Origin of the sequence: Rhizobium sp. AAP116 (genome assembly GCF_001295785.1) — a bacterium.
Taxonomy (GTDB): Bacteria; Pseudomonadota; Alphaproteobacteria; order Rhizobiales; family Rhizobiaceae; genus Allorhizobium.
The window spans coordinates 1-23,863 of record NZ_LJIB01000004.1; the positions used below are offsets into that span (position 1 = coordinate 1).

22 protein-coding genes are annotated in these 23,863 nt (G+C 61.8%); 15 read left to right on the plus strand and 7 right to left on the minus strand.

Annotated elements, in window-relative coordinates:
* The first annotated feature begins 101 nt into the window (after positions 1-101).
* Together xylA and IP85_RS02740 are read left to right on the plus strand one after the other, a co-directional pair.
* Positions 102-1,412 (plus strand): xylose isomerase, encoded by a 1,311-nt coding sequence (xylA, locus tag IP85_RS02735; RefSeq protein ID WP_054148143.1) that lies wholly within the window; start codon positions 102-104, stop codon positions 1,410-1,412.
* A gap of 232 nt (positions 1,413-1,644) precedes the next feature.
* Complete coding sequence (locus tag IP85_RS02740; protein ID WP_054148144.1) at positions 1,645-2,226, plus strand: DedA family protein; 582 nt, start codon at positions 1,645-1,647, stop codon at positions 2,224-2,226.
* Here the strand turns inward: IP85_RS02740 and greA are convergent.
* Together greA and IP85_RS02750 are read right to left on the minus strand one after the other, a co-directional pair.
* On the minus strand, positions 2,223-2,705 hold the full coding sequence (gene greA, locus IP85_RS02745) for a transcription elongation factor GreA (RefSeq protein WP_054148145.1): 483 nt from the start codon (positions 2,703-2,705) through the stop codon (positions 2,223-2,225). The genes IP85_RS02740 and greA overlap by 4 nt on opposite strands.
* A gap of 116 nt (positions 2,706-2,821) precedes the next feature.
* Complete coding sequence (locus IP85_RS02750; RefSeq protein WP_054148146.1) at positions 2,822-3,841, minus strand: LacI family DNA-binding transcriptional regulator; 1,020 nt, start codon at positions 3,839-3,841, stop codon at positions 2,822-2,824.
* Positions 3,842-4,016: 175 nt separating this feature from the next.
* Between IP85_RS02750 and IP85_RS02755 the strand changes: the two genes are divergently transcribed.
* The 4 genes from IP85_RS02755 (at position 4,017) to IP85_RS02770 (ending at position 8,868) form a co-directional block, all read left to right on the plus strand.
* Complete coding sequence (locus IP85_RS02755; RefSeq protein ID WP_054148147.1) at positions 4,017-5,543, plus strand: sugar ABC transporter ATP-binding protein; 1,527 nt, start codon at positions 4,017-4,019, stop codon at positions 5,541-5,543.
* 97 nt (positions 5,544-5,640) lie between these two features.
* Complete coding sequence (locus tag IP85_RS02760; RefSeq protein ID WP_054148148.1) at positions 5,641-6,651, plus strand: ABC transporter permease; 1,011 nt, start codon at positions 5,641-5,643, stop codon at positions 6,649-6,651.
* Positions 6,652-6,720: 69 nt separating this feature from the next.
* Positions 6,721-7,674 carry a substrate-binding domain-containing protein gene (locus IP85_RS02765; RefSeq protein ID WP_054148149.1) on the plus strand — a complete coding sequence of 318 codons (954 nt, stop codon included), beginning with the start codon at positions 6,721-6,723 and terminating at the stop codon, positions 7,672-7,674.
* Positions 7,675-7,815: 141 nt separating this feature from the next.
* Complete coding sequence (locus tag IP85_RS02770; protein WP_054148150.1) at positions 7,816-8,868, plus strand: sugar phosphate isomerase/epimerase; 1,053 nt, start codon at positions 7,816-7,818, stop codon at positions 8,866-8,868.
* A 3-nt stretch (positions 8,869-8,871) separates the two neighbouring features.
* Here IP85_RS02770 and IP85_RS02775 read toward each other — a convergent pair whose 3' ends face one another.
* On the minus strand, positions 8,872-9,507 hold the full coding sequence (locus tag IP85_RS02775) for a CatB-related O-acetyltransferase (RefSeq protein WP_054148151.1): 636 nt from the start codon (positions 9,505-9,507) through the stop codon (positions 8,872-8,874).
* A 182-nt stretch (positions 9,508-9,689) separates the two neighbouring features.
* Between IP85_RS02775 and IP85_RS02780 the strand changes: the two genes are divergently transcribed.
* Positions 9,690-10,877, plus strand: coding sequence for a Gfo/Idh/MocA family oxidoreductase (locus tag IP85_RS02780; RefSeq protein WP_054148152.1), 1,188 nt, complete (start codon positions 9,690-9,692; stop codon positions 10,875-10,877).
* Positions 10,878-11,262: 385 nt separating this feature from the next.
* Positions 11,263-12,636: a GH1 family beta-glucosidase gene (locus IP85_RS02785; RefSeq protein ID WP_054148153.1), complete on the plus strand. Its 1,374-nt coding sequence runs from the start codon at positions 11,263-11,265 to the stop codon at positions 12,634-12,636.
* 33 nt (positions 12,637-12,669) lie between these two features.
* Here IP85_RS02785 and IP85_RS02790 read toward each other — a convergent pair whose 3' ends face one another.
* Positions 12,670-13,065, minus strand: coding sequence for a helix-turn-helix domain-containing protein (locus IP85_RS02790; RefSeq protein WP_054148154.1), 396 nt, complete (start codon positions 13,063-13,065; stop codon positions 12,670-12,672).
* A 161-nt stretch (positions 13,066-13,226) separates the two neighbouring features.
* On the opposite strand from IP85_RS02790, the gene IP85_RS02795 reads away from it, so the two are divergent.
* The 3 genes from IP85_RS02795 (at position 13,227) to IP85_RS02805 (ending at position 16,599) form a co-directional block, all read left to right on the plus strand.
* Positions 13,227-13,865 (plus strand): NAD(P)H-dependent oxidoreductase, encoded by a 639-nt coding sequence (locus IP85_RS02795; protein ID WP_054148155.1) that lies wholly within the window; start codon positions 13,227-13,229, stop codon positions 13,863-13,865.
* A 182-nt stretch (positions 13,866-14,047) separates the two neighbouring features.
* The gene (locus IP85_RS02800; RefSeq protein ID WP_054148156.1) at positions 14,048-16,282 is read left to right on the plus strand and encodes a bifunctional diguanylate cyclase/phosphodiesterase; all 2,235 of its coding nucleotides are present in this window, start codon (positions 14,048-14,050) and stop codon (positions 16,280-16,282) included.
* A 68-nt stretch (positions 16,283-16,350) separates the two neighbouring features.
* Positions 16,351-16,599: a hypothetical protein gene (locus IP85_RS02805; protein ID WP_076393865.1), complete on the plus strand. Its 249-nt coding sequence runs from the start codon at positions 16,351-16,353 to the stop codon at positions 16,597-16,599.
* Between the two features lie 27 nt (positions 16,600-16,626).
* On the opposite strand, the gene IP85_RS02810 is transcribed toward IP85_RS02805, so the two are convergent.
* Positions 16,627-17,571, minus strand: coding sequence for a rhodanese-related sulfurtransferase (locus tag IP85_RS02810; RefSeq protein WP_054148157.1), 945 nt, complete (start codon positions 17,569-17,571; stop codon positions 16,627-16,629).
* Positions 17,572-17,743: 172 nt separating this feature from the next.
* On the opposite strand from IP85_RS02810, the gene IP85_RS02815 reads away from it, so the two are divergent.
* From IP85_RS02815 to IP85_RS02830, 4 genes are read left to right on the plus strand one after another with little or no spacing between them, the layout of a single operon-like run.
* A complete protein-coding gene (locus IP85_RS02815) occupies positions 17,744-19,261 on the plus strand; it encodes an ABC transporter substrate-binding protein (RefSeq protein ID WP_054148158.1) in 1,518 nt (505 codons plus the stop codon).
* Entirely contained in the window at positions 19,258-20,193 is a 936-nt protein-coding gene (locus tag IP85_RS02820) for an ABC transporter permease (RefSeq protein ID WP_054148504.1), read from the plus strand. Before IP85_RS02815 ends, IP85_RS02820 begins: the two co-directional genes overlap by 4 nt.
* Positions 20,190-21,008: an ABC transporter permease subunit gene (locus IP85_RS02825; RefSeq protein WP_054148159.1), complete on the plus strand. Its 819-nt coding sequence runs from the start codon at positions 20,190-20,192 to the stop codon at positions 21,006-21,008. The genes IP85_RS02820 and IP85_RS02825 overlap by 4 nt, the downstream gene beginning before the upstream one ends.
* Entirely contained in the window at positions 21,005-22,408 is a 1,404-nt protein-coding gene (locus IP85_RS02830) for an ATP-binding cassette domain-containing protein (protein ID WP_054148160.1), read from the plus strand. The genes IP85_RS02825 and IP85_RS02830 overlap by 4 nt, the downstream gene beginning before the upstream one ends.
* Here IP85_RS02830 and IP85_RS02835 read toward each other — a convergent pair.
* Both IP85_RS02835 and IP85_RS02840 read right to left on the minus strand, forming a co-directional pair.
* Positions 22,405-23,313, minus strand: a complete 909-nt coding sequence (locus IP85_RS02835; RefSeq protein ID WP_054148161.1) for a CHAD domain-containing protein — start codon at positions 23,311-23,313, stop codon at positions 22,405-22,407. The genes IP85_RS02830 and IP85_RS02835 overlap by 4 nt on opposite strands.
* Positions 23,303-23,785, minus strand: coding sequence for a CYTH domain-containing protein (locus IP85_RS02840; RefSeq protein ID WP_054148162.1), 483 nt, complete (start codon positions 23,783-23,785; stop codon positions 23,303-23,305). Before IP85_RS02840 ends, IP85_RS02835 begins: the two co-directional genes overlap by 11 nt.
* Between the last annotated feature and the right edge of the window lie 78 nt (positions 23,786-23,863).

The following is a 23,863-nucleotide window of genomic DNA, read 5'->3' on the forward strand; positions in this document are numbered from 1 at the left end:
GGGGGGGACCCCCCCCCGCCGCATCACCCCACCCCGGACCTTGCGGTCCGACCCTCCCCCTCAAGGGGAGGGTGGTTACAACACACCAAGGAGGACTACCCATGTCGACAGGCTTTTTCGGCAATATCCAGAAGATCAAATATGAAGGCCCTGACAGCACCAATCCGCTGGCCTTCCGTCACTACAATCCGGACGAAGTCGTTCTCGGCAAGCGCATGGAAGACCATCTGCGCTTTGCAGTCGCCTATTGGCACACCTTCGTGTGGCCCGGCACCGACCCGTTTGGCGGAAATACATTCGAGCGTCCCTGGTTTCAGGACACGATGGCCGCGGCGAAGATGAAGGCCGATGTTGCCTTCGAATTCTTCCAGCTGCTCGGCACACCTTACTACTGCTTCCACGACGCCGACGTTCGCCCTGAGGGCGCGAGCTTCGTCGAGAACACCAAGAACCTGAACGAGATCGTCGACTACTTCGCCCAGAAGCAGGCCGAGACCGGCGTCAAGCTTCTCTGGGGCACGGCGAACATGTTCTCGCATCGTCGCTATATGTCGGGCGCTGCGACCAATCCGGATCCCGATGTCTTCGCCTTTGCTGCTGCGACCGTGAAGACCTGCATGGACGCAACGCTGAAGCTCGGCGGCGAGAACTACGTACTCTGGGGCGGCCGCGAGGGCTATGAGACCCTGCTCAACACCGATCTCGGTCGTGAACTCGACCAGATGGGTCGTTTCCTCAACCTTGTCGTCGAATACAAGCACAAGATCGGCTTCAAGGGCGCGATCCTGATCGAGCCGAAGCCGCAGGAGCCGTCGAAGCACCAGTACGACTACGATGTCGCGACCGTGTATGGCTTCCTGAAGCGTTACGGCCTCGAAAACGAAGTGAAGGTCAACATCGAGCAGGGCCACGCGATCCTCGCCGGCCACTCGTTCGAGCACGAACTGGCACTTGCCAATGCGCTCGGCATCTTCGGCTCGATCGACATGAACCGCAACGACTACCAGTCCGGCTGGGATACCGACCAGTTCCCGAACAATGTTCCGGAAATGGCGCTGGCTTACTATCAGGTCCTGCAGGCCGGCGGCTTCACCACGGGTGGCACGAACTTCGACGCCAAGCTGCGTCGTCAGTCGCTCGACGCCGAAGACCTGTTGATCGGTCACATCGGCGGTATGGACTGCTGCGCCCGTGGCCTGAAGGCAGCGGCGAAGATGGTCGAGGACAAGGCGCTGTCCGGCCCGCTCGGCTCGCGTTATGCCGGTTGGGACAAGGCCGAGAACCAGAAGATGCTGCGCGGCGAAGAAAGCCTCGATGCGATCGCTGCCCGGGTCGAAGCCCAGAACGTCAACCCGCAACCGGTGTCCGGCAAGCAGGAGCTGCTGGAAAACGTGGTCAATCGCTACGTTTGATCTCGGGTATTTTCAAATAGAAAGGGGCCGGGGCGCGCAAGCGTCCTGGCCCTGTTCATTGAATGCGACGGACTGTTCCAGCACCCCGCAGTCACACTGGTCGCGCCAACAAAGGAGCTTGTCATCGACAGGCCTGCGCTCAAGGATCACGCGAAAAAAAATCCAGGAGAGCGTACAGGCCGTAGACTGGGACTGGATGTGTTCGTTCCTTGGATTGGCCTGGTGAAGTGATATGGACGGTTTGTCTGATCTCATAAGAGAATACGGGACATGGATCTACATCCTGCTTTTTGCATACTGCATGTTGAAAAGCGGTAGTCTCCCCTTGTTCGCCGGCTATGCGGCCCAAACACAAGCTTTGGATTTGCCCCTTGTTTTGGTCGTGACTTTCGCGGGAGGTTACCTGGGTGACGAAGCACGGTTCTTCATCGCCAGACGATACGGGGACGCTTGGCTGAAGAGGTGGCGCTTTGCTGAAAAGGCCCATGCGGGCGCCACAGCCTTAATTGCAAAATACGGCTGGGCTTACATCTTCATTTACAGATATCCCAAGGGCATGCGCACCATCGGTGCGCTTCCGATTGGTCTCGGCTCAATGTCCTGGGCCAGATTTACCGTTCTCAACGCAGGATCAGCGATAGTTTGGACGATCTGCCTGGTTATGGCGGGCTTCGTTTTTGGCGCACAGGTGGAGGAAGCGGTCAAAACAGGCTGGGGCTTTGCAAGTGTTGTTTTGCTTGCGGTTTTGGTCCTCCTGACGTGTTTCGCATGGTGGCGGATCAATCAGATAGCTCGCTCGACGACCGCCCTTTAAGCTATCGCGGTGATCTCCAGTTCCTGGTCGCCGACCGTCACCACATCGCCGACACCCTTTCCCATCAGCTGGCTTGCGACCGGCGACACAAAGGAGATCGAGCCCGTTTTGGGGTCCGCCTCGTCCTCACCGACGATCCGGTATGTCTGCACGCGGCCGTCATCGCGTTCGAAGGTAACCTTGCTACCAAAGGCAACGACCGTGTTGTCGTCCGGGTCAGGGATTATCTGGGCGTTGTGCAGCCGTTCCGTCAGGTATTTTAGGTCACGATAGGGCACGGCCGACTGGCGTCGACGCTCGTTGATGTCCTCTATTGCTTGTGCTGCGAGATAGGCGGCGCGCGCCTCTTCTGCGTCGGTCTCGAGGAGCCTGAAGCCTGACGCCGTCACAAAGTTGGGATGGGGCGAGATTGGTCGATCCGGCAGATGGGTTTCTGCTGCGGTTTCCGAACTTTCTTCCTTGGTGAAGGCGACACTCATCTGTGACTTCCGATTGCTGACTGGGACGGGCTATGGAACCGCCAATGTAGGTGTATGTCGGTCAACGGCCCAGACCGAATATGGGTCCATCGGCAAAGGATGGCGGTGCGGCAAGGCTAACGCCTGGCCGGTCCGGCCACAGACCCCCGCACGATCAGGTCCGGCATCAGCAAGATTTCCTGGCGCTCGGTCGGGCGATCGGCGAGTGACTTGATCAGCAGCGACATGGCCTGACGGCCGATTGCCGTTCTGGGCTGGCGGATGGTGGTCAGTGCCGGGGTCACATAGGTCGCCTGGGGCACGTCGTCGAAGCCGATGACGGAGAAGTCGTAGGGCAGGTCGTAGCCGCGGGCGGTCAGGCCGTTGATCACGCCGACGGCTGTAGCATCATTGACGCACATGAATGCGGTCGGCAGCTGATCGCGCATGAAGAGTTGTTCCACCGCAAGGCGCCCGCTTTCGATCGTGCCTTCACCTTCGAGGATGAAACGTTGTTGGGGCGGTATGCGGGCGGCGTCGAGCGCAATGTCGAAGCCCTGGCGCCGACGCTGGTGGCCGAGCCTTGTCTTGCTGTCGCCGATGAAGGCGATCGAGCGGTGCCCGGCCGAGAGCAGATGTTCGGCCGCCTTGCGCGCACCCGCCACGTCATCGACACCGACATAGGAGATCTTTGAGCCGAAGACGGGTTCGAAGACGGCGACTGAGGGCGGCAGCCGTTGGCCGATGACCTGGTGCCCGAAGGGTTCATGGCCGGTGAAGAGCACGAGGCCAGTCGCCTGGCCGGAGCTTAGAAATTTCAGATATTCGAGCCCGCGCTCGGGATCGTTCTGGGTATGGCCGATAAGAACGCCGAAGCCATGCGCACGCGCTTCGTTCTCGAGACCGATCAGGGTCGAAGAGAAGTTGGGGTCGCCGATATCGGGGGCGAGGATCAGGATCATGTTCGACCGGCCCATGCGCAGCGAGCGCGCCATGGCATTGGTCGTGTAGCCGGTGATGGCGATCGCCTGGTTCACGCGCTGGCGCGTCGATTTGGCCACCTTGTCGGGGGTGTGGATCGCACGACTGACCGTCGCGATCGACACTTCCGCGATGCGTGCCACGTCCTCGATCGTCGCTGGTGCTTGGTCCGGCACGCGGCTTTATCCCCTATCCGTCTGGAATCGTTGGAGACCTTACATTCACTGCTGCGGTTGCGAAAGCCGAGAGGGAACAAATTGTCCCCATGAGTGGATGATGTAAACCTTTACATCGGTCATGTAAAGGTTTACACAGAGGGCATAGCGGTTGAGGAGCCGCCGGGAGGATTACATGACATTGGCTGGGGGCGAGGCACGGACACCCGTGCTCGTGGCGGAGCGTATCTCCAAATCATTTGGCGACGTGCAGGTGCTGTTCAGCGTCGATTTCGACGTGTTGCCGGGCGAGGTTCACGCGCTCATGGGCGAGAATGGTGCCGGCAAATCGACGCTGGTGAAGATCCTCTCAGGCTTCGAGCAGGCGACGGCCGGTCGCATCCTTCTGGATGGTGAACCGGTCACGCTGCCGGCCAATGGCTCGGCCGAGGCGCTCGGTATCGTGCTCATCCACCAGGAATTCAATCTCGCCGACCATCTCACCGTCACCGAGAGCCTGTTTCTCGGTCGCGAAGTCACGCATTTCGGTTTGCTCGATCGCAAGACGATGCGAGCGGAGGCTCGGCGTGTGCTCGATCAACTCGGCTCCAGGATCGATGAGAATGCGCTGATCAGTTCGCTGGCCGTCGCCGACAAGCAGATGGTCGAGATCGCCAAGGCGATCAGCCGCAAGGCGCGGATCGTTTTCATGGACGAGCCGACGGCCGTTCTCTCACGCGACGAGACCGAGGTTCTCTTCGATCAGGTGCGCAAGCTGCGTGCGCGGGGAACGAGTTTCGTCTTCGTCTCCCACAAGCTCGACGAGGTCATGGAGCTGACCGACCGGGTCACGGTTCTGCGCGACGGCCAGTGGGTCAAGACCGCGCCGACCTCGGCGCTCGACAGCGAAGCGATCGCCCAACTGATGGTCGGGCGTGAATTGTCGAGCCTTTATCCAATGAAACATGAACCCAATGTCGACGAAGAGATCGTTCTTTCCGTGCGGGATCTCACGACTGGTTTCGTCCGGAATGCCAGCTTCGAACTGAAGCGCGGCGAAGTGCTCGGGTTTTCCGGCCTGATCGGGTCGGGGCGTACGGAGCTGATGGAGGCGGTGGCGGGCCTGCGTCCGCGTCTGTCGGGCGAGGTCAGGCTTAAGGGTGCTGTGCTGGAGGCTGGAGATTTTCGCGAAGCGAACCGGCGTGGGCTCGCCTATATGACCAAGGATCGCAAGGGCAAGGGCTTGTTGCTCGGCGAGGGCATGACGGCGAACCTGACGCTGCAGTCGATGGATAACCATGTGCGTCACGGCTATCTCGATCCCGGCAGCGAGGCGAAGGCGATGGCGCGGGCCAAGCGACGCTTCGATATCCGGGTGCGCGACGAGAAGGTCCGCGTCGGGCGCATGTCCGGTGGCAATCAGCAGAAGCTGCTGCTTGCCAAGATCATGGAGGTCGAGCCTCAGATCATCATCATCGATGAGCCGACGCGCGGCATCGATGTCGGGACCAAGCAGCAGATCTATCATTTCATCGCAGCACTCGCCCGCGAGGGCCGCTCGATCATCGTCATCTCCTCTGAGATGCCCGAGGTGATCGGTCTGTGCACGCGGGTTGCCGTGATGCGCGAGGGCCGCATGGTCGGTTTGCTCGAGGGCGAAGACATCAACGAACAGACCATCATGCGCTACGCCGCCGGCCTGAAACGGCAGATGGCGAGCTGAGTGATTGCATCAGCCCGGCGGCAAGACCGGGCTTGAACACGAAGACTTCAGGGTGCGCGACCTCGAAACGAGGCGTGCGGGAGGAGACGGGAAGACCATGACTGCCGAGACTGAAACGACCACACCTGGCCGCTCACGCCGCACCTTTCGCGATGTGGACCTGCGTGCCGTTGCCCCCTTCGCCGCGCTTCTGATCCTCCTGATCGTCGGCGCGCTGGTGAACCCGAATTTCATCGGCCTCACAAACCTTGCGAATGTCGCAACACGCTCGGCCTTCATCGCCATCATCGCCGTTGGTGCCACCTTCGTCATCTCGTCGGGGGACCTTGATCTCTCCGTCGGATCGATGGTGGCTTTCGTTGCCAGCCTGATGATCCTGTTCATGAATTCCGGCGCGATTGCCGATCCCGGCCTGATGATCGCGGCAGCCATGGCGCTTGCCATCGTCATCGGCTCGCTCTGCGGTCTGGCCAACGGGTTGATCACTACCGTCGGCAAGATCGAGCCCTTCATCGCCACGCTCGGCACGATGGGCATCTACCGTGGCCTGACGACATGGCTTTCCCAAGGCGGGGCGATCACGCTGCGCGATCCAGCCCAGCAGGAGATATACCGCCCGGTCTATTTTGGCTCGATCCTCGGCCTGCCGGTGCCGATCGTCATCATTCTCGTCGTCACCGCGATTGCCGCCCTCGTGCTCTATCGCACGCGTTACGGTCGTCATGTCGTTGCTGTCGGCTCGAACCGGGACGTCGCGCGCTATTCCGGCATTGCCGTCGACCGGGTGCGCACCATCGCCTTCGTCATCCAGGGGCTTTGCGTGGCCATTGCCGTGCTGCTTTACGTGCCGCGCCTCGGCTCGACGTCCGCCACCACGGGCATCCTCTGGGAACTGCAGGCGATCACCGCCGTCGTTGTCGGCGGTACGGCGCTCAAGGGCGGGGCTGGCCGTGTCTGGGGCACGATCTGCGGCGCCTTCATCCTCGAGCTTGTCGGCAACATCATGCTGCTCTCGAACTTCATCTCCGAATATCTGATCGGGGCCATCCAGGGCACGATCATCATCATCGCGATGCTCGTCCAGCGGTCGCTGGCGCGCAAGGCGTAAGGAAACGGCCGGGCAGGAGGGTCGCCCGGTCCGTTCAAACTCGACCCTCGTCACTTTGGGAGGAAACCAATGCACAAGAAACTTTTGGGTATGGCTGTCGCCATGACCGCGCTGGTGTCGATCTTCGGCGCGGCGCAGGCCCAGGACACCAAGACGATCGGTGTCTCGATCCCGGCCGCAACACATGGCTGGACATCGGGTGTGATCTATCATGCCGAACGTATCGCCAAGCAGCTGATGGAGCGTCATCCCGGCCTCAACGTGGTCGTCAAGACCTCCGCTGATCCCTCCAGCCAGGCGAATGCCGTGCAGGATCTGGCGACGCAGGGCATCGATGCGCTCGTCATCCTGCCGACGGATCCGGATCCGCTTGTCAACGCCATCCGCCAGATCAAGGACAGCGGCAAGTTCGTCGCGCTCGTCGACCGTGCGCCGTCGGTCAATGACAATTCGGTCCGCGATCTCTACGTGGCCGGTAACAACCCCGCTCTCGGCGAAGTCGCCGGCAAATACATTTCCGAAAACAATCCTGATGCAGAAGTCGTCATCATCCGCGGCATGCCGATCCCGATCGACCAGCAGCGCCAGGATGGCTTCGACAAGGGCATCGAAGGCTCCAACGTCAAGGTCCTCGACCGCCAGTTCGGCAACTGGAACCGCGACGACGCCTTCAAGGTCATGCAGGACTACCTCACCAAGTACCCGAAGATCGATGTGGTCTGGTGCCAGGATGACGACATGGCTGTCGGCGTGCTGCAGGCCATCGAACAGGCCGGCCGTACTGACATCCAGTACATCATCGGCGGTGCCGGTTCGAAGGACATGATCAAGAAGGTCATGGACGGCGACAAGATGGTGCCGGTCAACGTTCTCTATCCGCCGTCGATGGTCGGCACTGCGATGGAACTGACGGCTGCTGCCCTCTACGACAGCGTTCCGGTGCATGGCACCTACACGCTCGACGCGACGCTGATCACGCCTGAGAACGCGGAAGGCTACTACTTCCCGGATTCGCCGTTCTGATCTCCAGGACTGCGACGCCATTGTCTGCCCGGGTTTTTCCCGGGCAGATTTCCGCTGTAAACATCATTGCGGTTGTGTCGAAATTCCATCTCCTGTAATCGTTCACGGAAACGTTGCAGGAATACTCAGGGAGGAGAATTCATGAAGACGATCAAGGGACCGGCGATCTTTCTCGGCCAGTTTGCGGGTGATGCCGCACCTTTCAACACCTGGGATGGGATTACCAAATGGGCGGCCGAAAAGGGCTATGTCGGCGTCCAGGTTCCGACCTGGGCCGGCCAGCTGATGGACCTGAAGAAGGCCGCTGAATCCAAGGATTATTGCGACGAACTCGCCGGCGTGGCGCGGAGTAACGGCGTCGAGATCACTGAACTCTCCACCCACCTTCAGGGCCAGCTGGTCGCGGTTCATCCGGCCTATGACGAAGCCTTTGACGGCTTTGCCGCACCGGAAGTGCGCGGTAATCCGAAGGCGCGGCAGGAATGGGCCGTGAGCCAAGTGAAATACGCGCTGAAGGCCTCGCGCAATCTCGGCATCAAGGCGCATGCGACCTTCTCGGGCGCGCTGGCCTGGCCCTATATCTATCCCTGGCCGCAGCGCCCGGCCGGTCTCGTCGAGACCGCCTTTGACGAGTTGGCGCGCCGCTGGTTGCCGATCCTCGATTATGCCGAGGAGCAGGGCGTCGACGTCTGCTATGAAATCCATCCGGGCGAAGACCTGCATGACGGCGTCACCTTCGAGATGTTTCTGGAGCGGGTGAAAAACCATTCCCGCGCCAACATGCTCTACGACCCGTCGCATTATGTGCTGCAGTGCCTCGACTATCTCGACAACATCGACATCTACAAGGACCGGATCAAGATGTTCCACGTCAAGGACGCGGAGTTCAATCCGACCGGCCGGCAGGGCGTCTATGGCGGTTACCAGGGCTGGGTGAACAGGGCAGGGCGTTTTCGCTCGCTCGGCGACGGCCAGGTCGATTTCGGCGCGATCTTCTCGAAGATGGCAGCAAACGATTTCGACGGCTGGGCCGTAGTCGAATGGGAATGCGCGCTGAAGCACCCGGAAGATGGTGCCCGCGAAGGGGCAGACTTCGTCCGGGCGCATATCATCCGCGTCACCGAAAAGGCCTTCGACGACTTCGCTTCCGGCGGGACCGACGATGCGGCCAACCGTCGGATGCTCGGTCTCTGAGGTCTAGACTTGCCTGAGGGCGGCGATGTCGCCGCTCTCGAGATGGGGCAGGGCGCGTTCGATCTTGTCGAGCGGCCAGTCCCACCAGGCGAGTGCCAGCAGGTCGGCGATCTCCTCGTCGGTGAAGCGCATACGGATCACGGTTGCCGGGTTGCCGCCGACGATTGCGTAAGGCGGCACGTCACGGGTGACGACGGCGCGGGCTGCAATGATGGCTCCGGAGCCGATCGTGACCCCCGGCATGATTGTTGCACTATGGCCGATCCAGACGTCGTGGCCGACAACGGTGTCCTGGAAAGGCAGATCCTGGTAGCCGCCGATGGTCTCGGGGCTGAAAACGCGGAAGGGATAGGTCGTCACCCCCGACATGGCATGGTTGGCCGAGCTTGTTATGATGATTGCCTCCGGGGCGATCTGGACGAAGCGGCCGATCACCAGTCGTTCCTGGCTGAAGGGGTAGAGATAGGGCGCGAGGATCGCTGCTGTTTCGTCCACTTTGCCGGAATGGGTGAAATAGCTGAAGTCGCCTATCTCCATGCGCGGATGGTCGATGACGGCAGCAAGCTGGACGGTCTCGCGGTAGGGTGTGCCATCGGCAAGCGTGATTGGATAGGGTTTTCTCGGGTCGAGAAAAGGCATGGTCGAGATCCTTGCAAAGGCGGAGTTATGGCGTCGCGTCGATTGCTGACACCGGCTCGGTTGCTTTGCCTCTGAAGAGGCGGATCTCAGTTGTTCACTGTCAGGGCATCCTTCTTCTCGGGTGCCAGTCTAACGGATCTGGAGCGTGAACTCCAGACGCAGCTCATGAAGGAGGACGCATCATGGCGATCGAAGCAAGCAAGTCGGGCGAACGGACACCAAAGATCCGGTTGGGCATGGTCGGCGGTGGCGCCGGCGCCTTCATTGGCGCCGTGCATCGGATGGCAGCCCGTCTCGACGACCAGTACGACCTCGTTGCCGGTGCTCTGTCCTCGACGCCGGAAAAGTCGGTGGCCTCCGGCCGCGAACTCGGGCTCGATCCGGAGCGTTGTTATGGCTCCTATGAGGAGATGGCGGAGAAGGAAGCGGCCCGTCCTGATGGCATTGAGGCCGTCTCGATCGTGACGCCGAACCATGTGCATTTCCCGGCGGCCAAGGCTTTTCTGGAGCGTGGCATCCACGTCATCTGCGACAAGCCGCTGACCTCGAACCTCGAAGATGCCAAGGCGCTGAAGGCGGTTGCCGACAAGGCGAAGGCACTGTTCATCCTCACCCACAATTACACCGGCTATCCCATGGTGCGGCATGCGCGCGAGCTTGTGCGCTCCGGCGAACTCGGCGATCTCCGTCTCGTGCAGATGGAATATCCGCAGGATTGGCTGGCCGAGCCGATCGAGCAGACCGGACAGAAGCAGGCTGCCTGGCGCACCGATCCGAAGCAGTCGGGGGCCGGCGGTTCGACCGGCGACATCGGCACGCATGCCTATAATCTCGGCTCGTTCATCTCCGGCCTCGAACTCGATGAGCTGGCTGCCGACGTGCATACCTTCGTCGAAGGTCGTCGTCTCGACGACAACGCGCATGTGATGCTGCGCTTCAAGGCCAAGGGTACAGAAACGCCCGCCAAGGGTCTGCTGTGGTGCAGCCAGGTGGCGACCGGCAACGAGAACGGGCTGAAGGTTCGCATCTACGGCACCAAGGCTGGCATCGAATGGACGCAGGCCGATCCGAACTATCTCTGGTTCACGCGTCTCGGCGAGCCGAAGCAGCTGATCACGCGCGGCGGGGCAGGGGCGAATGCTGCGGCTGGCCGTGTGACCCGTATTCCGTCGGGTCATCCCGAGGGTTATCTGGAAGCCTTCGCGACGATCTACACGGAAGCCGCTGCCGCCATCAATGCGGCGAAGTCGGGTGCTGCTGTCGATCCGGCGGTGGTCTATCCGACTGTCGATGACGGCGTGAAGGGTGTGGCGTTCGTTGAGGCTTGCATTGCATCGTCTAAGCAGAATGGTGGCTGGGTGAAGGTGTAACTCCACCTCCCGCTTGAGGGGGGAGATCGCCGGGTGTCTCCCTCTTCTCCCCAGCGGGGAGAAGGTGCCCGAAGGGCGGATGAGGGGGAGCGAAGCTCAGGCTGTCTGTTCAACGCTTCGCCGATCAGCCCCCTCACCCCGCCTCCGCTTCGCTCAGCGACCCTCTTCCCGAGGGGAGAGGAGGTCACGCAGGCGCTCTGGCAGCCCCGGAGTTACCCACCCCGGAGCTTTGCTCCGACCCTCCCCCTCAAGGGGAGGGTGTGAAAACTGCAACGTTGCAGTTTTTTGTTTCTGCCGTCTTCACCGCGTCGCGCCTTTGCTCTAAACCGCTCATCGAAAGACCAGCGGCGGACCTTTCGCCCTGATATGACGAAGGACATGTTTGATGATCGATCCCAAGGCTCTCGCCTCGCGTTTTCCCGGTGACTTCCTGTTCGGGGTCGCGACCGCCTCCTTCCAGATCGAAGGAGCGTCGAAGGCTGACGGGCGCAAGCCCTCGATCTGGGATGCGTTCTCCAACATGCCGGGCCGGGTCTTCGGGCGGCACAATGGAGACATGGCCTGCGATCACTACAACAGGTGGGAAAGCGATCTTGATCTGATCAAGGACATGGGCGTCACCGGCTATCGGTTCTCGATCGCCTGGCCGCGTGTCCTGCCCGAGGGGACCGGACCGATCAATGAGAAGGGCCTCGATTTCTACGACAACCTCGTGGACGGATTGAAGGCGCGCGGCATCAAGGCCTATGCGACGCTCTATCACTGGGATCTGCCGCTGGCCCTGATGGGCGAGGGTGGATGGACGGCGCGGTCGACGGCACAGGCCTTCCAGCGCTACACCAAGGTCGTCATGGAGCGGCTCGGCGACCGGCTGGATGCGGTCGCGACCTTCAACGAGCCCTGGTGCTCTGTCTGGCTCAGCCATCTCTATGGCGTGCATGCGCCTGGCGAGCGCAGCATGGATGCAGCCCTTCATGCGCTGCACTACACAAACCTTGCCCATGGTCTGTCGGTTCAGGCGATCCGTGACGTCAGCCCGAAGGTACCGGTTGGACTTGTGCTGAACGCTCATGAGACGCTGCCGGGATCGGACAGTGACGCCGACACGGCCGCTGCCGAACGGGCGCATCAGTTCCACAATGGCGTGTTCTTCGATCCGGTCTTCAAGGGCGAATATCCGGCCGAGTTCCTCTCGGCGCTTGGTCATCGCATGCCGAAGATCGAGGAGGGCGATCTGGCCATCATCAATCAGCCTCTCGACTGGTGGGGGCTGAACTACTACACGCCGATGCGCGTGGCCGACGATCCGATGCCGGGTGCCGAATTCCCGGCGACCGTTAATGCGGCGCCCGTATCGGATGTGAAAACGGATATCGGCTGGGAGGTTTATGCCCCGGCGCTGAAGTCTCTGGTCGAGCGTCTCTATGCCCGCTACGACCTGCCGGTCTGCTACATCACCGAGAATGGGGCCTGCTACAATATGGAGGTCGAGGGTGGCGAGGTCGAGGACCAACCGCGGCTCGACTATTACGCCGAACATCTCGACAAGGTCGCCGACCTGATCGCTGACGGATATCCGATGCAGGGCTATTTCGCCTGGTCGCTGATGGACAATTTCGAATGGGCCGAGGGCTACCGAATGCGCTTCGGCCTCGTGCATGTCGATTACGACACCCAGGTCCGCACCATCAAGAAGAGCGGCAAGTGGTATCGTGATCTTGCCTCAGAGTTTCCGAAGGGGAACTTCAAGGCGGATTGACCGGGCAGGGGGCTCTGGCCCCCGTAATCTTGGTCAGCCGAGCTTGATCAGCTTGTTGCCGGCATCCACTTCGTTGCGCCGGTCGAAGTCGGCACGGGCCGACTGGATGCGGTCGTGATGGGTGAAGACCCAGCCACCTAGCGCCCGGATCGGCTCGCCGAAAGAACGGCCGAGATCGGTCAGAGCATATTCCACCTTGGGCGGCACGGTCGGGTGCACCGTGCGCTCCACGATGCCGTCGCGTTCCAGTGCGCGCAGTGTCAATGTCAGCATGCGCTGGGATATGCCGACGACGGAGCGCTTGAGATCGGAAAAGCGCTGCGGCCCGTCTCCTAGCATCATGATGACCAGAACCGTCCATTTGTCGCCCAGTCTCGCCAGCATTTCGCTGACGGTCTGGCACTTGGTCGGGTCATAGTTGTCGCACATCGTGGTTCCAATCGTTCCATCGGTGTAACCTGGTATCAAAAATGTGCCTTCTTGCACAAATTTTCCGGTTCCATATCTAGGCCTGGTTACGAATTTATACCAGACCCGATCGGCCGTGCCAACTCCCGTGGCGCCTTGAGGGTTCAAACAGGAGCGACACGATGTCCGCATTGATTGAAAAGCTGAACTGGCGTTACGCCACCAAGAAGATGGACCCTTCCAAGCCCGTGTCCGAGGACAAGGTCGAGCGCATTGTCGAGGCCGCGCGCCTCGCACCGACCTCCAGCGGCCTGCAGCCCTTTGAAGTGTTCGTCGTTACCAACAAGGACGTCCGTGCAAAGATCCAGGAAATCGCCTGGAACCAGGCGCAGGTGACCGAAGGTTCGCATCTTCTCGTCTTCGCCGCCTGGGACAACTACACGGTCGAGCGCATCAACCACATGTTCGACCTGACCAACGAGGAGCGTGGCTTCAAGAACGAAGGCTGGGAGAATTATCGCCAGATGCTGCTCGGCATGTATCCGGGTCGCGATGCCGACGTGAACTTCGAGCATGCCGCCCGCCAGGCCTATATCGGCTTTGGCATGTCCGTTGCTGCTGCCGCCTTCGAAGGCGTCGATGCCACCCCGATGGAAGGCTTCGATGCGGCCAAGCTCGACGAGATCCTGGGCTTGCGTGAAAAGGGCCTGCGCTCGGTGACGATCCTGCCGCTCGGCTATCGCGCCGCCGAAGGCGACTGGCTTGCCGGACTGAAGAAGGTGCGTCGTCCGAAGGATGAGTTCGTCTCCGTCGTCGACTGACCATCCGTCTATCTGTGTCGGTTCCTCCAGGCCGACCTGCAAAGGGCTCCGGGAAACCGGGGTCCTTTTTCGTTGCATATCAGGATATTCGGGTAGTTGGTTATTCTGCATGCTCTTCAGTGTGTTAAGTCAAATTGAACACATTTCGACGCAAGGTGTGGCTTCAGCCTTGGGTAGATCGTATGCGGCTTCACCATTTCGACAGACGGCTACGGCCACTTGCCACCCGACGGGTGGCGGTCGCAGTCTTGCTCGTCGTTTTCGCGACCATGGCGATGATGGTGGCCTCGATCGTGATGACCGCGCTCGATCGTGTCGCAAGCTATGCCAACCATCTGGACGAGGAACGCTCGCGCGAAACGCTCGTCGGCGCCGTTCAGACCTTCGAACATCAGCTGGGCGCGACACTGATCGACTACACCGCCTGGGATGATGCCGCGACCAATGCCTATGTCCACAAGGACATGGCCTGGATGATCAGCAATTTCGGCGACATGACCTTCGATAGCGACCTCTTCGACGTGGCGATCGTGCTCGATGCCGAGGGTCGTCCGATGATGGCCTATTCTGACGGGGAGCCGGTCGAGGGCGATGCCCGCGGTTATCTGACACCGGCGTTGATGGAGCTCTTCGACAAGGTGCGCTCGGGCCAGAGCGGCCTCGTTCCACAGTCGCTCGGCTTCATCCGCACGCAGAGGGGGATCGGCTCTGCCGGCGTTGCCCTGATCCGTCCGAAATCAGGAGACGTCGGCGTTCCTCCGGGAGAGCAGGTCTATCTCGCTTTCATCCGGCATCTTTCGCCGCTTACGGTGGAGCGACTGTCCGACGCCTATGTGCTGCCTGGCCTCGTCCTCACGCCGCCATCCACGAACAATGCATCCGTCACGATTTCTGCCCCTTCCGGTCAGGCCATCGCCTCCCTGGCCTGGACCCCGCGTGCCCCGGGGGACCAGAGCCGCGAACAGGTCGCGCCCCTGATCAAGGCGGCGCTGGTGATCGTCACCATCTATGCCCTCCTGCTCGTCATCATCGGTAATGCCGAGTTGCGCCGGGTGCGGGCGGATGAAGCCAATGCCGTCAAACTCGCCCAGTCCGACCGCCTCAGCGGACTTCTCAATCGAGCCGGCCTGACCCAGTTGCTTGAGGATCAGGTGCGACGCGGGCGCGACATGAACGAAGATGTCGTGCTGCTCTATCTCGATCTGGATGGCTTCAAGGAGGTGAATGACGCCTATGGTCATGCGACGGGTGACCGGCTCATCCGCGCGGTCGCGGCCGGCCTCTCGGTTCTGGTCGGGGATGCTTCGTCCCTTGCCCGTATCGGTGGCGACGAATTCGGTATCGTGCTCACGGGCAAGGATGCGCAGGAACGGGCCCTTTCACTCGCAACTTCGATCATCGCCTTCTTCGATGAGCCGGTACTTCTGGGCGAACGGACCGTGGTTGTCGGATGCAGCATCGGCATCTGCGTTTCCGAGGGCGGTCTTGTCGATGGCGGCGAGCTGACGCGCCGCGCCGACATGGCCATGTATTCGTCCAAGGACGGTGGCCGGGGCCGCTGGACGGTCTATGACCCCCGCATGGATGAAGAGCGGCAAAACCGCAATCAGATGGAAATCGATCTGCGCGAGGCCATTGCACACGGTGAGATCGAGGTCGTCTACCAGCCGGTCGTCGATGCCAAGACCTTCACGCTCGTCAGTGTCGAGGCGCTGGCGCGCTGGACGCGCCGGGGCCATGGGCCGGTGTCGCCTGACGTGTTCATTCCGATCGCCGAGACCAGCGGGCTGATCGATCAGCTCGGGCTCTGCGTTCTCAGCCAGGCTCTTCGCCAGCTTGGCGATTGGCCCGAGCTGAAGCTCTCTGTCAACGTTTCTCCGGGTCAGTTCCGGGATCCGGCCTTTGTCGATCATGTCGCGGCAACCTTCGCGGAGGCGCGCATCGAGCCTGGTCGGGTCGTCATGGAGATGACCGAAACCTACTTCATCCAGAGCCCCGAACGGGCAAGGCTCGCCATGGACCGGCTGCGGTCGCTTGGCCTCAGGATCGCACTTGATGATTTCGGCGCGGGTTTTTCCAGTGTCGGCTATCTCCGGCAATTCGGCTTCGATCGGATGAAGATCGACCGGTCGCTCGTGCAATCACTCGATCGGGGTCATCGGGCCGTGGAAATGCTGCAGGCAACTGTGGCTCTCGCCCGCTCGCTCGGCATCCCCGTCACTGCCGAGGGGGTCGAGACCGAGCAGCAGGCTGTCATCCTTCGGATTGCTGGCTGCGACCAGTTGCAAGGCTATCTCTTCGGCCGTCCGCAGTCCCCAGAACAGATTGCCGCGCTGATGCTGAGACCGATGGAACTGCGGGCCAAGGCTGCCGAACTTGCCTTCGCCGCCGGCCGCGATGGTGGCGTGCCGGCCTGAGCATAGGAACGGATGATCGGGAACGATTGTCGGTCTTGCGCCTTCTCCTTTCAGAAAGGAGACATTCCATGTTCACCACAGATACCTGGCTTAAAATCGTCTGCAGCATGATGATCAATGCCGTGATCTTCGGAGTCGGCGCCATTCTCGTGCTGTCGATCCCGGCTTTGGCTGCTCACGCCAAGGTCCTGCTGCCACTGGTCGTCATCGCCGCCTTTGCCGCTGCCCCCTTCTTCGCACTGGTGGTCGCACCGCGCATGCGTCTCAGAAACTGGGGCCGCAAAGACTGGAAGCGCGGAGATACGATCTCCGGCTGATCAGGCCAAGCATTCCATCGGCGGCTTTCAGCCGCCGATGTGCTTTTCGCCACGCTTCCGTGCGAGCGCGATCTGCAATTGGCGCTGACGATAGCGGTCGCGGTCGGCCTCGCTGCGATCGGGATAGCAATGGCTACAGGAGACGCCTTCCTCGTAATGCGGATGGGTCAGTTCCTCTGCCGTGATCGGGTTGCGGCAGGCATGGCAAAGCCTGTGATCGCCCTCTTTCAGGCCATGGGTCACAGAGACCCGCTCGTCAAAAACGAAGCAGGCGCCGTCCCAGAGGCTCTGTTCTTCGGGCACTTCCTCCAGATATTTCAGGATGCCACCCTTGAGGTGGTAGACCTCGTCGAAGCCTTGTTGCTTCATGAAGGCCGTTGCCTTCTCGCAGCGGATGCCGCCGGTGCAATACATGGCGATCTTCGGCTTGTTGTGCAGCCCGGGATTGTTCTTCACCCAGTCGGGAAACTCGCGAAAAGTCTTGGTGTTCGGGTCGACGGCGCCGCGGAAGATGCCGATTGCCGTCTCATAGTCGTTGCGGGTGTCGATGACGATGGTCTCGGGATCGGAAATCAGGTCGTTCCAGTCCTTCGGGTCGACATAGGTGCCGACGATCTCGTTGGGGTCGATGTCCTCGACGCCCATGGTGACGATTTCCTTCTTCAGCCGCACCTTCATGCGCAGGAACGGCATCTTGGATGCCCGGCTTTCCTTGTGCTCCAGGTTCACGAATTCCGGCTGGCTGCGGAGGAAGGCCAGAACCTTGGCGATCGCGGCATCGGTGCCGGCGATCGTGCCGTTGATGCCTTCATGGGCAATCAGCAGCGTGCCCTTGACGCCTTCTGTTTTGCAAAGGGCCTCGAGTGGCTCCTGGAAGCTTTCGAAGCGAGGGAACTTGGCAAAGTGATAGAGGGCGGCGACGCAAAAGGCGCCGGTTGTCTCGGGGCGGGGAGCTGAAGTGTGTTCGGTCATGGTCTGCGAAATACCCCCTCGGCCCCTGCTGCGCAACGGATTTCCGTTCGCCCGGGCAAGTTTGAAAATCGTCAAGTCGATCGCCGATTGTGCGTTGGTGCGTTGCAGCACTGGACAGCGCGAAAAGCTTTGAGTAGAGGAGTGTAACTTTATAACATTATAGGTGATCCTAATGTTCAGGAATATCTTCGCAGCGTCACTCGCGCTTCTGCTCGCCGGTGCGGCGCCCACCATCGCGAACGACGGTGTCGTCGACATCGTCGCGCCCTTTGAAATCGGCGGTCTCGATCCGTCCAAGTCAGGCGATATCTTCCTGCGCATGGGGATCGTCGAGACCCTGGTCGAGGCGGACAAGGACGGTAATCCGGTGCCAGCATTGGCCAAGAGCTGGACAGTCAGCGACGACGGCCTGAGCTGGCGCTTCGAGCTGCAGTCGGGCGTCAGGTTCCAGGACGGCACCGCACTGACGGCGGAGGCAGTCGCCTCTGCGCTCCGGACTGCCAAGGACAAGGCCGGACTTCTGAGCAAGGCACCGATCGCCGACATCAAGGCCGAGGGGGAGGGCACGCTCGTCGTCTCGCTGACGAAGCCTTTCGTGCCACTGCTCGCCTTTCTCGCCGAGAACCGTGCCCAGATCCTGGCACCGGCCTCTTATGAAGGCGCTGACGTCAAGGCGATCATCGGAACGGGACCGTTCAAGCTGACGAAGATCGAGCCGCCGCAGAGCCTCGCCGTCGAGCGCTTTGCCGACTACTGGGGCAATATGCCCGAAATCGAGAAGGCGACCTATCTTTCGGTCAGCCGCGCCGAGACCCGCGCGCTGATGGCCGAGAGCGGTGACGCCGACTATGTCTTCAACCTCGATCCTGCCAGCCGCACACGGCTTTCGAAGAGCGACAAGGTCGTGCTGCAGTCGGTATCGATCCCGCGCAGCGTGCTCTTGAAGGTCAATGCCGGCCATCCCTTCCTCGCCGATGTGAAGGCACGCGAGGCGCTGAGCTTTGCCATCGACCGCGAGGGTCTTGCCGTTGCGATCCTGCGTTACCCGGCAGCCGCCACGCAGCTTTTCCCGCCGAGCCTGAAGATCTGGCACGATGCAGACCTTGCGCCCCTCTCCTATGATCCTGAAAAGGCCAAGGTGCTGCTCGCCGAGCTCGGTTGGACGCCGGGCGACGACGGCATTCTCGAAAAAGATGGCAAGCCCTTCGCGCTGACGTTGACGACCTATCCGGATCGTCCCGAACTGCCGCTGATCGCCGCTGTCCTGCAGGACCAGTTGAAGGAGATCGGCGTTGCGCTGACGATCAACTCGACCAATTCCTCCGAGATCCCGGCCAAGCACCAGGATGGTTCGCTCGAACTCGCGCTGATGGCGCGCAACTTCGCGCTGGTTCCTGACCCGATCGGCACCATGCTCTCCGACTACGGCCCCGGTGGTGGTGACTGGGGTGCGATGAACTGGACGAATGCCGGCTTCGAACAGGCGCTGGACAATCTGACCCGCGTCACGGACCCTGCAGAAGGCGAGGCGCTGCGCCATCAGGCCGTCGCTGCCATTCAGGCGGAATTGCCGGTCATTCCGCTGGCCTGGTATCAGCAGACGGTAGCCTTTTCGCCGAAGCTCGAGGGGGCGGCGATCGATCCGTTCGAACGCAGCTTCGGTCTCGAAACCATGCGGTGGGCGAAATGACGAAGGCCATTCTGAACCGCCTGATCCAGGCGGCTCTGGTGGCGTTCATGGTGGGGCTCATCTCCTTCGTGATGACACGGTCGCTTCCGGGCGACCTTGCCTACCGGATTGCTGCCGGCCGCTATGGCTATGATGTCGTCGACAGTGCGGCCGCTGCCAAGGTTGCGGCCGAGCTCGATCTCGCCAAACCGGCCATCCTGGCACTCTTCGACTGGATGGCCGATCTGCTGCGCCTTGATCTCGGCACATCGCTGATCAGCGGCAAGCCGGTCATTGAGGAAATCGGGGTGCAGCTCGGTCATACGCTCGAGCTGGCGCTGGCCGCGATCGTCTTGTCGCTGTTCATCGGGCCGCCGCTTGGCATTCTCGCGGGTCTCAGGCCCGGCGGGGTGCTCGACCGCACACTGATGCTGGTGTCGACGGGGCTGCGTGCCCTGCCGCAGTTCGTTGTCGGCCTGGTCCTGATCATCATCTTCGGGATCACCTTCAATCTGCTGCCCGTGGCAGGCCACACCCATGGTGCGCATCTTGTCCTCCCGGCACTGACGCTGGCGCTCGGTCTTGCGGCCGTCTCCAACCGCGTGGCGCGGGATGCCATGGTCGCGGTTTCGCGCTCGCCTTACTACAGCTTCGGCCGCACGAAGGGGCTCTCCGAGTGGCAGGTGTTTTCGCGGCATGGATTGCGCAATGTTGCCGTCCCCATCGTCACCTATCTCGGTGTGCAGTTCGTCTACCTCGTCGAGGGGGTCGTCGTTGTTGAGACGCTGTTTGCCTGGCCGGGCATCGGCCATGCGCTGGTGCATGCGATCTTCGGCCGTGATGTGCCGATGATCCAGGGCACGGCACTGGTCATGGGATTGATGTTCGTCGCGCTCAATGCGCTTGTCGATCTCTTTTGCCATGGCATCGATCCCCGGAGGCGCAGCGCATGACCACGTTTGATTATGTGGCGCCGCGCCCGGCGCGCTGGCCGCTGCGCCGGCTCGCCGGTGTGGCGATCCTTGGCGGATTGCTGGCTTTCGCCTTTCTGCCGCTTCTGATCGGTGGCGCCGATCCGCTGAAACAGACGCTGCGCTTTAGCCTGCAGGGGCCGAGCACTGTTGACTGGTTCGGCTACGACCATCTCGGCCGCTCCATGCAGGCGCGGCTTGCGGGTGCCTTGCGCCTGTCGCTCGGACTGGCGCTTCTGTCGGTGTTCACCGCGATGATCCCCGGCGTGTTGCTCGGCGTGCTCGCCGCCTGGCGCGGCGGTTTTGCCGATAGCGCCGTGGGAGCGGTGTCGGAGGCGTTCCTCGCACTTCCGGGGCTGCTTCTGGTGCTGATGCTGACGGCGATCGTGCCTGATAATCCGGCGATGCTTTATGTCGGCATCTCGCTGGTCCTGTGGGTCGAATACTTCCGCCTGACGCGGGCCATGGCGCGACCGCTCTTGCTGTCACCAGCGGTGGAGGCCTCGCGTCTGCTCGGCTTCGGTCCCGCCTATATCCTGCGCCGGCATCTCTGGCCGGAGCTTGCGCCGATGATTTTGACGGTGGCCGCCTATGGTGCTGCCTCTGCGATCATGGCGATCGCGGCGCTCGGCTTCGTCAGCGTCGGCGTCCGTCCGCCGACCCCGGAGCTCGGATCGATGATGATCGAACTGCTTCCCTACTATCAGGAAGTGCCACATGCGCTGTTGCAGCCGATTGCCGTGATCTTCCTGATGGTGCTCGCCCTGCAGCTGATCGGCGGAAAGGACAAGCCATGACCATTCTTCTGTCGGTCGAAGCCGCGGCCGTCTCTGCCGTGACCGGCGAGATCGTTGCCCCGGTCTCATTTTCCCTCAAGGCCGGACGGCCCTTCACCATCCTCGGCGAAACCGGCTCGGGCAAGAGCCTGCTCGCCCAGGCGATCATCGGGATTTTGCCGGAGGGGCTGGTAGCCACTGGTTCTGTGACCATCGACGGGCAGGTCCTGTCGCTGGCCGAGCCGAAACGGTTCCGGCCGCTCTGGGGCCGCAAGGTCGGCGTGCTGCCGCAGGAGCCCTGGCTGGCGCTTGATCCGACCATGTTGGCGCTCGACCAGGTGGCCGAGGGGCATCGCTATCTCGGTCGTCTCGGGGAAGACGAGTCCATCTCCGCTGCTCGCACCGATCTCGAAGCGCTGGGCGTGCTCGATGCCGAGGCGAAGCTTCCCGGACAGCTTTCAGGCGGCATGGCGCAGCGCGTCGCCTTTGCCGCCGCGCGCGCCGGTGGCGCCCGGATCATCATCGCTGACGAGCCGACCAAGGGGCTCGATGTTGCCCGCCGGGACGAGGTGATCGCGCTTCTGATGCAGGAGGTGCAAGCGGGGGGCACGGTGCTCACCATCACCCATGACCTCGCGCTCGCCCGGCAGATGGGCGGCGATCTCGCCGTCATGCTGGAGGGCAAGATCATCGAAGTGGGCGAGGCGGCGGACGTGCTGGCATCGCCCTCGCACTGCTATACGCAGCGGCTGATCGCCGCCGAACCGGAGAACTGGGCGCAACGTGCTTCGGCAGTTTGTGACGATGCCGACCCGATCCTGATTGCTTCCGGCCTGAAGAAGGCGCGTGGCGGCAAGCTGCTGTTTGACGGACAGGAAATCGCGCTTCGTCCCGGCGAGATCGTCGGGATCACGGGGCCGAGCGGATCGGGCAAGAGCTCCCTCGGAGACGTTCTGCTTGGGCTGTTGACACCCGATGCCGGCGAGGTCACCCGCCTGCCGCAGGCATCTGCCGTTCGCTACCAGAAGCTCTATCAGGATCCGCCCTCTGCCTTTCCGCAGAAGATCACGCTCGGCGAGGCGATCGCCGATCTGGTGCGGCTGCATCGGCTCGATGGGGCGCGCGTCCAGCCTCTGATGGAACGGCTGCGCCTCTCCCAGGTGCTTCTGACGCGCCTCCCGACGGAGGTCTCCGGTGGCGAGCTGCAGCGTTTCGCTCTTCTGCGCGTGCTGCTGCTCGACCCTGTCTTCCTGTTTGCCGATGAGCCGACTTCGCGTCTCGATCTGATCACCCAGCAGGAGACCATCGATCTCTTGACGGAACTGGCGCGAGAGCGGAACTGCGCGGTTCTGCTTGTCAGCCACGACGCAGCCCTGATCGAGAAGACCTGTGATCGTCAGGTGCGCATCGGCAGCGCCTAGGCCGTTGCCCGGAGCCAGAGGGTCTCGATGACACCGGCCTCGTCTTTGGCGGGGTCGGCGAAGACCTGACCGGCAAGTGCCACAGCTTCGCGGCGCAGGTCTTGCTGGCGGCGGATGATGATCGCCAGCAGGAAGGACTGGCCTTCACCATTACCGAAGATCTCGGGCTCATGGTCGAGCAGGGCCGTCAACACCGTCAAATCGTGTTCATGGCCAAGCAGGTCAACCAGTCTCTTGGCGTCCCGCCGTTTGGCGGCAAAGGCACTCGGCCAGAGTTCCCGCATCAGCGAGAGGTTCATCCAATAGGCCTGGGCCGCCTTGCGCAGGTCGTGATAGGCCTCGCCATGGCCTTGTCCTTCGCAAAACTCCAGTGCCTCCGCCGCACGCTGCAAACCCTTGCGCCAGCCTCTGGCCAGAAGGCGCGCCGCGTGTCCCGGTCTCGAGGGAAGTTCGAGTGCATCGAGCGCTGCATGAGCTGCGTGGCACTGATCGATCGCGTGCCGAACCTTGTCCTCGAGATCCGTCTCGGAAGAGGCAATGTCGTCGCGCCTCAGGACAAGGACGGTGCGAGCCGCATCCAGCGTCTCGGCTTCGTCATCGGTCAGGGTGTGCTCGGAAAGGTGGTCGACGGTTTCGATCAGGGCTGTCGCGTCACGCACAAGAGAGAGGCCGCGGGCGGTGTCGCTAATGCGGGCATTCTCCTGGCGCCGGAATGTCCTGTCGGCGGAGGCGACGAGACGGTAGAGGTTTCGGACCCTTTTGAACTTCTTGCGGGCCTCATGGATCGCCTCGTGCAAACCGTCGGGTCTGGTCTCCAGAGCCGCGATGGCGCTCTCCAGCTGTTCGCGGGCGATCCGCCTGACTTCTGTCTCCAGTCCGGCGTCCGGGCTGATCCTATAGGGCATGCACCAGCCCCGGGCGGCTTCGCTGGGTCGCGAGGGACTGGTTGGAATACCGCTTGTCTCCCGTCACCTCACGGCCAAGCCATGCGGGCAGCTTGGGATCATCGGTCTCCGACTGCATCTCGACTTCGGCAATGACGAGGCCGCGGTGATTGCCGGCGAAGACGTCGACTTCCCAGGTGAAGCCGGCAAAATCGACCGTGTAGCGTGTCTTGTCGATCACATGGCCATCGGCAATGCCGATCATTTCGCGGGCGTCGTCTATGGGGATGGGGTATTCGAATTCGTCGCGGACCCGGAGGTTGCTGCCGAATTTGATCGTGACCTGGGCGGTCGCATCGTTCTTGGTGCGGATGCGGACCGAGCGGTCGCTTTCGGCGCAGATATAGGCCTGCCTGATCTGGGTCTCGGACGTTACGCCGCCCTTCCAGGCATCGTCCCGCACAAGAAACTTGCGTTCGATTTCCTTCGCCATACGCTCACGCTCCGAAAACAATTACGCCGGTGGACCATAGCGGAGGCGGCCGTGTTAGGAAACTGGAAAGATTCCGTG

Coding starts and splice junctions, on each gene's coding strand:
- xylA (WP_054148143.1), top strand. CDS start 102: ATGTCGACAGGCTTTTTCGGCAATATCCAGAAGATCAAATATGAAGGC.
- IP85_RS02740 (WP_054148144.1), top strand. CDS start 1,645: ATGGACGGTTTGTCTGATCTCATAAGAGAATACGGGACATGGATCTAC.
- greA (WP_054148145.1), bottom strand. CDS start 2,705: ATGAGTGTCGCCTTCACCAAGGAAGAAAGTTCGGAAACCGCAGCAGAA.
- IP85_RS02755 (WP_054148147.1), top strand. CDS start 4,017: ATGACATTGGCTGGGGGCGAGGCACGGACACCCGTGCTCGTGGCGGAG.
- IP85_RS02760 (WP_054148148.1), top strand. CDS start 5,641: ATGACTGCCGAGACTGAAACGACCACACCTGGCCGCTCACGCCGCACC.
- IP85_RS02765 (WP_054148149.1), top strand. CDS start 6,721: ATGCACAAGAAACTTTTGGGTATGGCTGTCGCCATGACCGCGCTGGTG.
- IP85_RS02770 (WP_054148150.1), top strand. CDS start 7,816: ATGAAGACGATCAAGGGACCGGCGATCTTTCTCGGCCAGTTTGCGGGT.
- IP85_RS02775 (WP_054148151.1), bottom strand. CDS start 9,507: ATGCCTTTTCTCGACCCGAGAAAACCCTATCCAATCACGCTTGCCGAT.
- IP85_RS02780 (WP_054148152.1), top strand. CDS start 9,690: ATGGCGATCGAAGCAAGCAAGTCGGGCGAACGGACACCAAAGATCCGG.
- IP85_RS02785 (WP_054148153.1), top strand. CDS start 11,263: ATGATCGATCCCAAGGCTCTCGCCTCGCGTTTTCCCGGTGACTTCCTG.
- IP85_RS02790 (WP_054148154.1), bottom strand. CDS start 13,065: ATGTGCGACAACTATGACCCGACCAAGTGCCAGACCGTCAGCGAAATG.
- IP85_RS02795 (WP_054148155.1), top strand. CDS start 13,227: ATGTCCGCATTGATTGAAAAGCTGAACTGGCGTTACGCCACCAAGAAG.
- IP85_RS02800 (WP_054148156.1), top strand. CDS start 14,048: ATGCGGCTTCACCATTTCGACAGACGGCTACGGCCACTTGCCACCCGA.
- IP85_RS02805 (WP_076393865.1), top strand. CDS start 16,351: ATGTTCACCACAGATACCTGGCTTAAAATCGTCTGCAGCATGATGATC.
- IP85_RS02810 (WP_054148157.1), bottom strand. CDS start 17,571: ATGACCGAACACACTTCAGCTCCCCGCCCCGAGACAACCGGCGCCTTT.
- IP85_RS02815 (WP_054148158.1), top strand. CDS start 17,744: ATGTTCAGGAATATCTTCGCAGCGTCACTCGCGCTTCTGCTCGCCGGT.
- IP85_RS02820 (WP_054148504.1), top strand. CDS start 19,258: ATGACGAAGGCCATTCTGAACCGCCTGATCCAGGCGGCTCTGGTGGCG.
- IP85_RS02825 (WP_054148159.1), top strand. CDS start 20,190: ATGACCACGTTTGATTATGTGGCGCCGCGCCCGGCGCGCTGGCCGCTG.
- IP85_RS02830 (WP_054148160.1), top strand. CDS start 21,005: ATGACCATTCTTCTGTCGGTCGAAGCCGCGGCCGTCTCTGCCGTGACC.
- IP85_RS02835 (WP_054148161.1), bottom strand. CDS start 23,313: ATGCCCTATAGGATCAGCCCGGACGCCGGACTGGAGACAGAAGTCAGG.
- IP85_RS02840 (WP_054148162.1), bottom strand. CDS start 23,785: ATGGCGAAGGAAATCGAACGCAAGTTTCTTGTGCGGGACGATGCCTGG.